This is a genomic window from Thiohalocapsa sp. ML1 (assembly GCF_001469165.1).
GTDB lineage: Bacteria > Pseudomonadota > Gammaproteobacteria > Chromatiales > Chromatiaceae > Thiohalocapsa.
In genome coordinates this window covers 209900-222870 of record NZ_JABX01000002.1, presented here as the reverse complement: position 1 = coordinate 222870, position 12971 = coordinate 209900, and the positions used below count along the sequence as shown (strand labels likewise).

Here is a 12971-nt window from a genome sequence, read left to right as displayed (position 1 = left end):
CGAGATCGGAGCGCGTGCCAATCGATCCCGATCCCGATAGCGATAGCGATGAGCACGACTCGTCGGTCTGAGGCGAAGCCTCGTTAGTAGTGCACAGTGCGCACCGCACTTCGCACTTCGCACTTCGTACTTCGCACTTCGCACTTCGCACTTCGCACTTCGCACTTCGCACTTCGCACTTCGCACTCCGCACTCCTTAACCCACCATATAGCCGATCAACCTTGAGCTTCCTGGACCACATCCAAGCCTGCAACCACTGGCGGTCGGCGGACTTCCAGCCCTTCGTCGTCGCGGGCGAGGCGGTGGGCCACGTGCGGCGTGCCTTTGCAGAGGCACTCACGGCCGTCGGCGGCGACTTCGTGCTCGTGGCTGACGCGCTGCACTGGCAAACCGCCCCCGACGGCTTCGAGGCGCGAAGCGACGCCTTCGCCGCCCTCAGCGTGGACCTCGACCGGCGCGATCTCGTGAGCCACCTGCACGGCGAGCGCTACCCGGTGCTGAACGCGCGCGACCAGGCGCGCTTCCTCATGGACCGCGCCGTGGCGCCGTACTTCGGCATCCGCGCCTTCGGCCAGCACGTGAACGGCTACGTGCGCCGCGCGGACGGCCTATACCTGTGGATCGGCCGGCGCTCCGAGAGCCGGCGCGTGGAGCCGGGCAAGCTTGATCACATCGTCGCCGGCGGCCTGCCCTGGGGCATTTCTCTGCAAGAGAACCTGCGCAAGGAGTGCTGGGAGGAGGCATCGCTCCCGGCCGACATCGCCAACCGCGCCCGCCCCGTCGGCGTCGTGTCCTACTGTCGGGATTCGGACCGCGGGCTCAAGCCGGACACCATCTACTGCTACGACCTGGAGCTGCCGGACGACATAGCGCCGCGCTGCAACGACGACGAGGTCGAGTCCTTCCGCCTGCTGCCGGCGCACGAGGTGATGCGGATCGTCGACTCCACGGATGACTTCAAGCTCAATTGCAACCTCGTCATTATCGACTTCCTGATCCGCCACGGGCTCCTCGGGCCGGATCACCCCGACTACCTCGCCCTTGTCCACGGGCTGCGCGTTGCGTTGCCATCGGCCCGGGCGGAACCATCTTGAGCATCGCACCGCGCGGGGCCGTTCCGCGGCAGCCGGGCCAGGGTCCACAGCCACACCTAAGGTCAGCAACATGAGCAGCAGACCCACAGACGCAATCCAGCGCCGGCGCACCGTGCCGGTCACCATCGGCGGCATCCAGGTCGGCGGCGACGCGCCGATCCGCGTGCAGTCCATGACCAACACGGACACCGCGGACATCAAGTCCACCGTGACGCAATGCGCGGACCTGGCGCGGGCCGGCTCGGAGTTTGTCCGCATCACGGTCAACAACGAATCCGCGGCAGCGGCCGTGCCGACGATTCGCGAGCGGCTCGACGCCTTGGGCGTCGGGGTGCCGCTCATCGGCGACTTCCACTTCAACGGCCATCGGCTGCTGTCGGACTATCCGGCCTGCGCCGAGGCGCTCGCCAAGTACCGCATCAACCCCGGCAACGTCGGCCGCGGCGAGAAGCGCGACAGCCAGTTCGCGACCATGGTCGAGATCGCCTGCCGCTACGATCGCCCGGTGCGCATCGGCGTCAACTGGGGCAGCCTGGATCCGGAGCTGGTGGTGCGCATGATGGACGCCAACGCCAGGTCCGCGGCGCCGAAGGAGGCGGAGGTGGTGATGCGCGAGGCCATGGTGGAGTCCGCCGTCGGCAGCGCGCTGCGCGCCGAGGAGCTGGGGCTGCCCAAGGGCCACATCATCCTGTCCTGCAAGATGAGCGGTGTGCAGGACCTGATCGCCGTCTACCGCATGCTCGCCGAGCGCACCGACCATTGTCTGCACCTGGGGCTCACCGAGGCCGGCATGGGCTCCAAGGGCATCGTCGCCAGCACCGCGGCGCTCGCCGTGCTGTTGCAGGAGGGCATCGGCGACACGATCCGCGTGTCGCTGACGCCGGCGCCGGGCGAGTCGCGCACGCGCGAGATCATCGTCGCGCAGGAGATCCTGCAGACCATGGGGCTACGGCCCTTCGCGCCCATGGTCGCCGCCTGCCCCGGCTGCGGGCGCACCACCAGCACTGTGTTTCAGGAGCTGGCGGAGGATATCCAGACCTATCTGCGCGAGCAGATGCCCGTCTGGCGCGACACCCATCCCGGCGTCGAGACCATGCAGGTGGCCGTCATGGGCTGCGTCGTCAACGGTCCCGGCGAGAGCAAGCACGCCAACATCGGCATCAGCCTCCCCGGCACCGGCGAGCTGCCCTCGGCGCCGGTTTACATCGACGGCCAGAAGGTCACCACGTTGAAGGGCGCCGACATCGCGGCGCGCTTCAAGCAGATGGTGGATGACTACGTCGTGGAGCGGTATGGGCCGGGGGCTGGGGGCTAGGGGCTAGGGGCTAGGGGCTAGGGAGGCAGAGCCTCAGACCGACCAGGGCACGGCGCCTCGTCTTGCGCAGCCCGCTCGTCGGGGCATGGAAACAAGGGCCAAGGGCCAAGGGCCGAGGCGGGCTCCCTTTGCCCTCGGCCCTCGGCCCTTCCCCAGGTGTTCTCGTGAAACTTGACTCATCTGCACACATTCGCCGCCGTCAAGCAATCTAGGCCCGCTGCGCCTTCCCGGCTGCAAAGAATCACCACCAACCACGTCAACCGAGACTGAGGAGCCTCCATGCGCTTGCACGCCACCCGCGCCGCAACCAAGACCACCGCACTCACCGCCGCGCTGCTGGCCGGCGCCGCTGCGCTTCCCGCCGTCGCCGAGGACGCGCTGACGGTCTCCGTGAAGCGCCTGACGCTCGATACCGCCCAGAAGATCGCGCAGGCGACCATTGATGCCTGCCGCGAGCAGGGCATCCAGATCGGCGTGACGGTGGTGGACCGCGACGGCGTGGTGCAGGTGCAACTGCGCGACACCATCGCCGCGCCCATCACCGTGCCCATCAGCTTCAAGAAGGCCTACACGGCCGTGAACTTCAACGCCGACACCTCGGCCATGACCGAGCGCGCGGACACCCCCATCGGCCGGCAGGACTTCCTGGTCATGTCCGCCGGCGGCGTGACCGTCTCCAGCGGCGGCTCGCTCATCGGCGGCGTCGGCGTCAGCGGCGCGCCAGCCGGCGAGACCGACGAGGAGTGCGCGAAGGCCGGCGTCGCTGCGGTGCAGGACGATCTCGATATGGCTATGTGATGGGCTCGGTGCGCCGTCGCCGGCCGAGGGAAAAAGGGGCGAGGGCCGAGGGCCAAGGCGGTCCGCCTCGGCCCTTGGCCCTCGGCCCTCGCGCCAGGCGCAACCCGCTTGAATTGCCTACCCGCAACCGGAGACAGAGACACCCATGCGCAACATCGCCGCTTCCGTGCTGCTGCTTGCCGCCATCGTGCCGGCCACGCTTTTTGCCGAGGTGCAGACCAAGGCCGTCGAGTACATGGACGAGGACGTGCCCCTCACCGGCCACCTGTACTGGGACGACAGCATCGAGGGCAAGCGCCCCGGCGTGCTGGTCATCCACGAGTGGTGGGGCCTGAACGACTACGCCAAAGCGCGCGCCCGCATGCTGGCGGAGCTTGGGTACGTCGCCTTCGCCGCCGACATGTACGGTAACAACCAGGTCACGGACAAGCCCGACCAGGCGCGCGACTGGATGCAGGAGATCACCGCTGACGTGGAGCTGTGGCGAGCGCGCGCGGGGCTCGGCCTGGATCAGCTCAAGGCCAGTGAGCTGGTGGCCGCGGACAAGACCGCCGCCGTCGGCTACTGCTTCGGCGGCGGCACGGTGCTGCACATGGCCTACGGCGGCGCGCCCGTGCTCGGCGTGGTGAGCTTCCACGGCTCGCTGCCGGCGGCCCCGGAAGAGATCAAGGGTCAGATCGGGCCTAAGATCCTGGTGTTACACGGCCAGGCAGACAGCTTCGTCGCGCCGGAGGTGTTGACCAACTTCCAGAACAAGCTGGAGGAGGCCGAAGCGAACTGGGAAATGGACATCTACGGCGGCGCCCGTCACGCCTTTACGAACCCGAACGTCGGCGACTACGGGATCGAGAACCTGCAATACGACGCCCAGGCCGACGCCCGCTCCTGGGCGCGGATGCAGGCCTTCTTCGACGAATTGTTCGGCGAATAAGAGCCCGGCGGGGCGGAGGGCACGGACCGTCGTCTTGCGCCGCCCGCTGGTTGCCGCGAGTGAACCAAAGGGCAGAGGGCCGAGGGCCGAGGAGAGCATCCTCGGCCCTCTGCCCTCTGCCCTCGCTCTGCGCCCCGGTCCGGTTCCTAAGGGGCCGGCCAACCGCCCGACCATGGACGCAGCACCGTCGCCAGTCCCACCAGCGCACAGGCGATCAGCGTCAGCAGCAGCACCAGATAGCTCCGCCGGAGCCACAGGTACTTGCGCCGCAGCACTTGCGCCGTGGCGTGCAGGTCGGCGGTGATGGCGTCGTAGAGCCGCGCATCCGCGCTCATGAGCCGCGCCATCGATGCCCGGTAGGCAACCGGGTCCAGCTCCGCCACCTCGGCAAAGAACAGCAGGTTCGGTTGCCGGGGCGCTCCGACCTCGGCCGTTGACGCAGTTGCGGGCGGCGCGCGTTTGCGCGCGCCGAGGCTCGGCATCAGCGCCGCCAGCGCCGGAGCCGCGGCCAGCACCGCGCCCGCCACCAGCACCGCCAGCACCGGATGCGGGCTCCCGCCGAGCAGCGAGCCCGCCCCGACGGTCGAGATCAACAGCGTCACGGTCAACACGATGTTGGCCTTCTGGTCCGCCAGCAGCAGCAATTGCACCTGATTCTGCTGTTGGGTGCGGAGCAGGTAATCGACGGCGCCGCGGCCCTGCACGGCGTCGAATGTGCCGGCATCGAGGGGCGTGGGCTCGCGTGACCGGCGCGCGGGGAGCTCGGGCACCGGCTCGGACTCAGGCGATACTGATGGCATTCGACAAGTAGACATCCTGGACGGCGTTGAGCAGCCGAACGCCCTCCGGCATCGGCCGCTGGAAGGCCTTGCGGCCCGTGATCAGCCCCATGCCGCCGGCGCGCTTGTTGATGACGGCCGTGCGCACCGCGGCGGCGAGGTCCGAGTCGCCGCTGGATGCGCCGCCGGAGTTGATCATGCCGATGCGGCCGAGATAGCAATTCGCCACCTGATAGCGCACGCGGTCGATGGGGTGCGTGCCGATAAGCTTCTCATACATCAGCGGGCTGGTCTTGCCGAAACCGATGGCCGTGAAGCCGCCGTCCACGCTCGCCTGCTTCTGCTTGACGATGTCCGCCTCGATGGTGACGGCCAAGTGATTCGCCTGGCCGGTCAGGTCCGCGGCGGTGTGATAGTCCGTGCCCTCGTGCTTGAAGGCGCTGTTGCGCAGGTACGCCCATAGCACCGTCGCCATGCCGAGCTCGTGCGCGCGCCGGAAGGCCTCGGTCACCTCCTCGATCTGCCGGCGCGACTCCTGCGAGCCGAAGTAGATGGTCGCCCCGACAGCGGCGGCGCCCATCTCGAAGGCCTGCTCCACGTCGGCAAAGGGCGTCTGGTCGTAGAAGCTCGGGTAGCTCAGCAGCTCGTTGTGGTTCAGCTTCACAATGAACGGGATCTTGTGGGCATAGCGCCGCGCGACACTGCCGAGCACGCCGAGCGTGGAGGCCACCGCGTTGCAGCCGCCGGCGATGGCGAGCTCGACGAGGTTGGCCGGGTCCAAATAGAGCGGGTTCGGCGCGAAAGACGCACCGGCGCTGTGCTCGACGCCCTGATCCACGGGCAGAATAGACAGGTAGCCGGTGCCGGCCAGGCGGCCATGGTCGAAGATGGCCTGGAGATTGCGCAGCACGCCCGGGCGCCGGTCGGAAGCGGCCAGCACCCGGTCGATGAAGTCCGGCCCCGGCAGGTGCAGCATGTCCTGCGGGATGCCTTCACAGCGATGCTCAAGCAGGTCGCGGGCGTCATCGCCCAGGGCTTTTTCGATGTCCGTCATGGCGCACCTCCACGTTTGATGGTCGATTAACGGGCCATTGATGGTCCACATGTTGAATGGAGCTGACGACAGATGTCACAGCCTGAGGTTAGACCATGACCCGCCAGCCCTTGGCCCTCGGCGCCGTCACCGTGCCGACCAGCGGACCGCCGGTCGCAGCCGGCGCGCGGAGGCCAGGCTGATGCTCGCAGTCGTGCGCGCCCTGTTCGGCCTCCTGACCTTCATCGCCCTCGTCGGCGCCGGGCTCGTGCTGCTGGTGGCGGAGCCGACGCCGCTGGTGGCTGTGGACGCCGAGCTGGCGCCGACGGAGCTGCGCGATCTGGCGCACCTGGTGCGTGGTAGCGCCCTCAAGCAACCCGGCGTCAAGTCCGCGACCCTGACGGCGCCGAAGCTCGATGCCCTCGCCGACGTCGCCGCCCGCCGCCTGGGCGGCCATGCGCGGCTGCGCGCGGGGCACGGCGGCGCGGCGCTCTACGCAAGCTTCCCGATGGGGCACGGGCTCGGCTTCTCAAACCTGTCCGTCGAGCTGCGCGAGACCGCCGGCATCCCGGCCGTCGCGTCGGCGCAGCTCGGCGGGCTGCCGCTGCCGGCAACGCTGGTGGACGGACTCCTGCACCGCGGCCTGAACGAGCTGGCCCCCGCCGGGCAGTTACTGCGCGTGGACTTTCGGCCGGATCAGGTGCAGGTGCTCTATCGGCTCAAAGACGGCGCCAGGGAGGCCGCGGTGGCGCTGCTCGGCGACACCGAGCAGCGCCGCCTCGGCGCGCGCCAGACGCAGCTCGCGGCCATCGTCGCGCGCCAGCACCGGGCCGGGCACCTGAACCTGGCGACGCTGTTGTCCGGCCTGCTCGCCGAGCCCACCGGCATCGACGGCGCCGACGGCAGGCCGGACCCGGTGGCCGACAACACCGCGGCCCTGCTGGTGCTTGCCGCCTACGTCAACAACCGCCGACTGCCCGCGCCGGCGGCGGGGGCGGTGCCGGAGCGGCGCACGGTGCTGCTGCGCGGCCGCTACGACCTGGCACAGCACTTCAGCATCTCCGCGGCCACCGCCGCGAAGGGCGGCAGCGGGCTCTCGCACCTGGTGGGCCTCGCGAAGGAGTTGTCCGACGCCGACGGCGGCAGCGGTTTCAGCTTTCCGGACATGCTCGCCAACCGCGCGGGCATCCGCTTGGCCGAGCTGGCGACGGGCTCCGCGGACAGCGCTCTGCACCTGCGCCGCATGGCCCGCGCCGGCCTCACCGAGGCGGACATCATGCCGAGCCCGGAGGGCCTGCCCGAGGGCATGCAGGAGGCCGTGCTGGTGCGCACCATCGGCACGCCGTCGAGCCCGGCCTACGACCGGCTCATCGAGCACATCGACCGGCGCATCGATGCGACCAAGCTGCACCGGAGCATGCCGCGGGGCTAGTCTGTCGTTGCACGCAGGCCCTCGCGGGCGATGTTCTTCGGCAGGCGGGGATTGATGTAGTGGTCCGGGTCGGCCCACTCGTATTCCCAGATGGGCAGGGGCTGGATGCGAATACCGGTCTCCAGCAGGACGTCGAAGGCCTCGTCGGCCATCGCGAGCTTGGTGGGCAGCAGGCGCTGGTGATCTCCGCGCAGCAGCACGGCGACATCGGCGTCGCTGTCGCGGGCGTGATCGCCGCGGGCGCGACTGCCGAACAGCATCATGTCCAGCACGTCGGACTTGGCCGTGATCCGCTCGGCAAACAGGCGAACGGCCTCGACTGTGGCTTGATCGATGGCGGCGGCTGTTGGGATTCTCGCTTCCATCTTGCGCGATGTCTCACCGGGAACGACAGGAAACAGCCAAACCAAGGAAGGAAGAAAAGTATAGGTAAATCGGCATGTTACACGCCATTATCCTGCATTTATTCTGCATGGTGGCGAATTTATTCTGCATCCTTTTCTGCAATCCTCCACGTCGGCGCTTTACGTGATCCGGCATTCCAGATCTCACCGCCCCTGCTCAGGTTGTTGAGCAGATTGCTGATCTTGTTGCGCTTTTGATCCTCGTCCAAGGCGTCGCTGAGCTTTCCCCACAAGAGTTGGTCCACATCCTTGCGGCTGGCGCTGCCGAACTTGGCCAGGAAGTCGAGAATCAGTTTCTTGTAGAAGTCATCGTCCTGCCCTCGGGTGCGGATGTAGTCCGCCTGGGTCGCGGTCGCTTTCGCGACGAATGCGGAGACGTGCAGGTTGGGTCTCCTGCCCTCGATCAGACCAGCACGGCGCAGTTGCTTGACCATCACGTCGTCCAGGGGCAGCTTTTTCTGCACCCGATCCAGGGCGAGGATCTCGACCAGCGACAGATCGGTCTTCTGCAGCAGTAGTCGGCTGTAGGCCGGGTCGACGATACGCCCGTGGATCGTCATCTTCACTGCCTGCGGCTCGCTCAGGTCGTAGTCCGGCATTGGAAAGTACCGTCTCGCCTGGGCGAGGTGCATGGCGTAGATGCCGTAGCCCATAGTGTCGATCATGTTGAGCTCGGCCATCGCCTGGGCCAGGAAGGGGTTGCGATAGCGCCGCGGGGTCTTGGTACCGGTCAGATAGTCTTCCGGACGCCCTTCGAAGAAGCTCCCTTCGTTCTCCAGCACGATCCGATCCGGATACTCGGTGACCACAATGCGCCCACAGCGACCGTAATCCTGATGGGCAATGCAGTTGTGTAGTGCCTCAAGCACGATCTTCTGGTCATACTTGGCCAATTCCGTCGCAAGCAGCTCATTCTCCGGCAGAATTCGAATCTGAATGTTGCGGATTTTCTGGTAGAGGGCGCTGCTGTTCAGCAAGAACGGCAACCCGAAATGCTCATACGCCCGTTCCGGGCCTTCGAGTTTCCACGTCATCTGGGCGGGATGGGGAGACAGCAAGTGGGCAGATTCCGGCTTGCCCAGCAAGAGTAAGGTGGTCCGCGTTATCTGACCGTCTCGGGTCAGCTTCGCCCGATCCAGAAACGTCTCCAAAGGCCAACGCATGACCTCGTCGGCGTCGAAGCGATTGGCGTGTTTCTTGGCGAAGGAGTCTCTGGCGCGCGATAACGCGGAGGCATCCAAGTGGTCCGCCGTTGCGTCGGCAACCAGCTGCGCGGACCAGTCACCCGCGCCAACCTGGCTGCGGATTTCGTCGAGCTTATCCAGCCCGAGATGCGTCAGACTCTCGCCGGATCGCGCGTAGTAGTGACCCTTCCAGGCAATTGGCATACCGAGCGGCGCGGCAGGAATCTCGAAGAGCAGCACTCGACCGCGTTCATGACGAAGCTCATGAATATCCCGCAGGGTGACGCTCGGGTCCGCGCCCTCGGAGAGCTGCATCTTGAGCCCTTGCAGACGCTCGGGCTCCGGGCGGTAGTCGGTTCCGACCACTTCGCGACTGCGGTTGTCGACGCCGAAAACCAACCAGGCGCGCTCCCGGTTGCGCAGGTTGGCCTCGTTCGCGAGCGCCGAGAAGTACTTTCCAATATCGTTGGTGCTGTAGCCGTCTCCTGCACGCTTGAATTCCAGGACCTCGTTCTCCCAGGACTGAATCAGCGCGTCCAGCAAGCCCGGTAGGTCTTCCATGTTCATCACCACAGAGGACACAGAGAGCACAGAGACGAATGGGAGAAAACAAAATCAAGGAGCATTTCTCTGTGTCCTCTGTGCTCTCTGTGGTGAAAATTTTCCTCAGCCGAGCTGTTTGCCCAGACCGTAGAGCATGGTGCGGGCCTCGCGTTGGCGGTCCGGGTGCCGGGCCGCCGCGGCCCAGACCTCCAGGAGGTCGATGATCCGGTCCGAGTGCTCGGTGGCATGCCCTTGCAGATAGGCCCGGGCCACCGGGGTGTCGCCCTCGCGGTAGGCCATGATCAGGCCGTGGAGGCGGTCCCAGTCGGTCTGCGGGTTGGCGAGCCGGGCCGGTTGCCGTTCTTCCGGCAGCGCCAGGCGCAGCTTCCCGCCCTTGCGGACCAGGGGGGCGTGGACCAGATCGGCCTTCGATCCGCGGCCCGTCCCCGCAGTCTCGGTGTTCACGCCGATCTCGCGGTCGGCGACCTTGTAGCCCGTGGTGCCCGAGGTGCTGGTCTTGTTGACCAGGGCGATGCCGAGCGATTTCGACAGCAGCAGGATGTCGTCGTAGGCTACCTCCCCGCACTCCCAGATGCCGAAGATGGTCAGGGCCATGGCGGTCTCGCTGTCGAGATCCCCGACCTGGACCTTGCCCTTGGTGATGCGGCTGACCCGGCTCTGGGCCACGACACGGCTGGCCTCGTTCATCGCCCGCATGGGGCTGACGACCTCGTCGCCGTCCTGCACCGGCCAGTGACTGGAGAGTACCTGGAGCGCCTTGCCGTAGCTGGCGACCATCTCATCGACCGGGTTCAGCTTGAGCGGTGCGAAGTCATCGAGACCGGACTGCACGGCGCGCTCGATGTCATAGCGGACGCCCTGGCCGCCGAAGCCTTTCCAGACGGCCGGGCCTGAAGCATCGGTGTTGCGCTTGCGGCAGGCGAGGTAGATCGAGCTGGCCGCGGCGGCCATGTCCCGCTGGTGCATCGAGTTCTCGCCCTCGGACTCCACCGGGAAGCTGGCGGTGATGACCCAACCGGATTCGATCAGCGATCGCGTCAGGGTCTCCCAGGCGTCCTGAGTCTTGTGCGTGAACATCAGCGTAAAGATGCCGCTGGCCTTGAGCACTCGGCGGCATTCCCGAAAGATCTCGCCCATCCGCCGCTCGTACTCGTTCTTGGCCGCGGCTGCATTGCCATCGCGAGCCGGATTGGCGACGGCCTCCGATTTCTTGTCCGTCAGCCTGCGGCCGAAGAGACCTGGGTACAGGTCGCGCAGGGTGCGGCGTTGCCAGACGTAGAAATAGTCGGATAGCTCTGCGTACTGGACGTTGTTGTAGTAGGGCGGGTCCATGCAGACCAGGTCGACGGATGCGTCATCGACATCAGGTAGATGGCTCGCCGTGCCGTTTATGATCGTCACCGGTGGCTCGCCACCGGTTGTGTCGAAAGCGGGCTCGGTCAGCTCAGCGAGACCCTTGTAAGCATCGACGATCTGGGACAATCCCCAAGCGGCACCGGAATCGGGTCCACTGAAGATCATCTCGCCGAAGGTCCACTTGAGCGAAAAGTCGTGCCGCCCGAAGGTCCCAACCACGGCGCCGCGGCTGAAGTGCCAGCGTGTCTGACGGCTGTTGTAATCGACGCCCTTGTCGATGACGAACTGGAGATAGGTCACGACTGCCCGGCCTCTCGCCTCGCCAAGCTCCGCGATGATTTCGGGCTTGATCTGGTTCAGACGTTCGACAAGGGTGAGGTGTCCCAGGAGCTGGCGGGGCGTAAACAAGTCGCACCAGCGGGGCATTCCGTATATTGCCGGCCGCATGTCATTTCCCTCAGGGAATCGCTCAGTCGGGATCAGCCCCGCGGCATCCCAAGCATCCCAGCGTTCGGCTAGCTGTCGTTCAGCCTCGGCGAGTGCATCCAGATCGCGCTCGTTCGGCGCGCGGAAATAGCGAACCTTTGTCGTCTTGATCTCGCCCTTTCTGGCGCCGGAGCTGTAGCGCAGTGGCTGCCCACGCGAGTCCAACTGCGGCTCGAAGCGGACGGCGACTACCGCGTAGAGGCGGTCTTTCCAGGTGCCGTGCGCCGACTCGCCGCGGGCTTGCCGCTTGATCTCGTCGCCGTCGATGGCCTGCTTGCAGTGGACACACTGTCCGGTGCCCCGGTTGACCGTGGCCGTGTCAGGGTCCTCGCCGTTTGGACCACGGCCGCCCTTAACCTGATAGGTCTCGAACCGGACCTGGCCGCCCTCCGGGACGATGCGCACGCCCCAGGTATCCTTTGCCGCCTTCGACAACCAGCAGGTGTTCAGCAGCGGCGCGTCGCCGCCGCAGTGGGGGCAGGTGACTTGGCGGGCATAGAGGAAGCCATCGAGCGCTTCGTAGCTGAGAAGCCGTCGCTCATCAGGGTCCGTGAGGTTGAGCTTCGCAACATTCGTGTAGTGCGGCTCGGGAATCTTCGACGCGGGAAACAGGGGGGCAATTTCCGAGCGCATATCGGCTAGGAGCCTGTTTCCCCAGTCTGCGATTTGTCCTTCCAGAGAGCCGCCGAAGCGAGCGGGGTAGTCGAGGGTTGCGTAGAGGATGACGGCCGCAACTGGATTCAGCTCGTTCGCGAGCCCCCGGTGGCCGACGCGCAACGCCTCGAAGGGAATCGAGCCACCGCCTGCTGTCGGGTCCAAGACCGTTAGCCCAGACGGTTTCCAGGGCACAATGTGGGAATAGGCGCGTGGGTAGAGATATTTGTCCTCTGGTGTCCGGATCTTGTTTGCGTCTTCAAGACCGTTAGCCCAGACGGTTTCCAGGGCACAATGTGGGAATAGGCGCGTGGGTAGAGATATTTGTCCTCTGGTGTCCGGATCTTGTTTGCGTCTTCGAAGGCAATGCGCTCGTTTGCCCAGGCGGGATCGGCCGGAACGCGAATAACAGGAAGCGCATCGCCTTCGTTGGGCCACGGCATGGGCAAGGGCTTGTTCTCTCGACTCCACCGCTCCAGGACGGGGTCGGCCGCCAAGTCAGCGCTTTTTCCTCTCAACTCATCAATCAGCGCCCGGTTGTTGTCTCGTCGGGCTTGCTCTCGATCCAGCGCACGCAGAACAACCGCATCCAACGGCAAGACCTCAGCGCAATTTCGAGACTCGATGCGATCCAACAGCTTGTCGGTGATGGTCCAGGGCTCGCCGTGCACCAGCGCCTGGACGCGCTCGATGCCGAGCTGGCGGATGAAGGTGTCCGGGTCGGTTCCAGCCGGATCGAGCGAGGCGACGATGGCGGCCCGGCTCGGGGTCAGCGGTCGCCTTGCCCACCAGACATGCAAGCGGTTCACCGGCGGCTGAAGTCCGACGCTTTGTTCCCGTTGGGTTTCCGCGCCGACCTGGTGGCAGGGGAATCCCGCCTCGATCAGTCTGAGATCCTCGCCGTCGCCCATCTGGCCTCCTCGAAAAAGTTTGCTTCCGG

At 66.3% G+C, this 12971-nt stretch carries 11 protein-coding genes; 5 read left to right on the top strand and 6 right to left on the bottom strand.

What is annotated here, in order from left to right; genetic code table 11:
- The first annotated feature begins 222 nt into the window (after positions 1-222).
- The 4 genes from ML01_RS02250 to ML01_RS02235 all read left to right on the top strand — a co-directional run bounded on the left by ML01_RS02250 (position 223) and on the right by ML01_RS02235 (position 4139).
- On the top strand, positions 223-1095 hold the full coding sequence (locus ML01_RS02250) for a DUF4743 domain-containing protein (RefSeq protein ID WP_058553765.1): 873 nt from the start codon (positions 223-225) through the stop codon (positions 1093-1095).
- Between the two features lie 70 nt (positions 1096-1165).
- Positions 1166-2410, top strand: coding sequence for a flavodoxin-dependent (E)-4-hydroxy-3-methylbut-2-enyl-diphosphate synthase (gene ispG / locus ML01_RS02245; RefSeq protein ID WP_058553764.1), 1245 nt, complete (start codon positions 1166-1168; stop codon positions 2408-2410).
- A gap of 279 nt (positions 2411-2689) precedes the next feature.
- A complete protein-coding gene (locus tag ML01_RS02240) occupies positions 2690-3208 on the top strand; it encodes a heme-binding protein (RefSeq protein ID WP_058553763.1) in 519 nt (172 codons plus the stop codon).
- A 145-nt stretch (positions 3209-3353) separates the two neighbouring features.
- Positions 3354-4139, top strand: a complete 786-nt coding sequence (locus ML01_RS02235) for a dienelactone hydrolase family protein (RefSeq protein ID WP_058553762.1) — start codon at positions 3354-3356, stop codon at positions 4137-4139.
- A 146-nt stretch (positions 4140-4285) separates the two neighbouring features.
- Here ML01_RS02235 and ML01_RS02230 read toward each other — a convergent pair whose 3' ends face one another.
- Positions 4286-4909 (bottom strand): Pycsar system effector family protein, encoded by a 624-nt coding sequence (locus ML01_RS02230; RefSeq protein WP_058553761.1) that lies wholly within the window; start codon positions 4907-4909, stop codon positions 4286-4288.
- Between the two features lie 10 nt (positions 4910-4919).
- The gene (locus tag ML01_RS02225) at positions 4920-5972 is read right to left on the bottom strand and encodes a class I fructose-bisphosphate aldolase (protein WP_058553760.1); all 1053 of its coding nucleotides are present in this window, start codon (positions 5970-5972) and stop codon (positions 4920-4922) included.
- Positions 5973-6153: 181 nt separating this feature from the next.
- Between ML01_RS02225 and ML01_RS02220 the strand changes: the two genes are divergently transcribed.
- Entirely contained in the window at positions 6154-7383 is a 1230-nt protein-coding gene (locus ML01_RS02220) for a hypothetical protein (protein ID WP_058553759.1), read from the top strand.
- On the opposite strand, the gene ML01_RS02215 is transcribed toward ML01_RS02220, so the two are convergent.
- From ML01_RS02215 to ML01_RS30075, 4 genes are all read right to left on the bottom strand, one after another.
- Positions 7380-7748 carry a nucleotidyltransferase domain-containing protein gene (locus tag ML01_RS02215; RefSeq protein WP_058553758.1) on the bottom strand — a complete coding sequence of 123 codons (369 nt, stop codon included), beginning with the start codon at positions 7746-7748 and terminating at the stop codon, positions 7380-7382. The two genes, ML01_RS02220 and ML01_RS02215, sit on opposite strands and share 4 nt — an antisense overlap.
- A gap of 119 nt (positions 7749-7867) precedes the next feature.
- Positions 7868-9532 (bottom strand): RNA-binding domain-containing protein, encoded by a 1665-nt coding sequence (locus ML01_RS02210; protein ID WP_254045108.1) that lies wholly within the window; start codon positions 9530-9532, stop codon positions 7868-7870.
- A 105-nt stretch (positions 9533-9637) separates the two neighbouring features.
- A complete protein-coding gene (locus ML01_RS02205) occupies positions 9638-12196 on the bottom strand; it encodes a DUF1156 domain-containing protein (protein WP_216819094.1) in 2559 nt (852 codons plus the stop codon).
- Positions 12197-12201: 5 nt separating this feature from the next.
- Complete coding sequence (locus tag ML01_RS30075) at positions 12202-12942, bottom strand: DUF1156 domain-containing protein (RefSeq protein WP_216819093.1); 741 nt, start codon at positions 12940-12942, stop codon at positions 12202-12204.
- Positions 12943-12971: the final 29 nt, after the last annotated feature.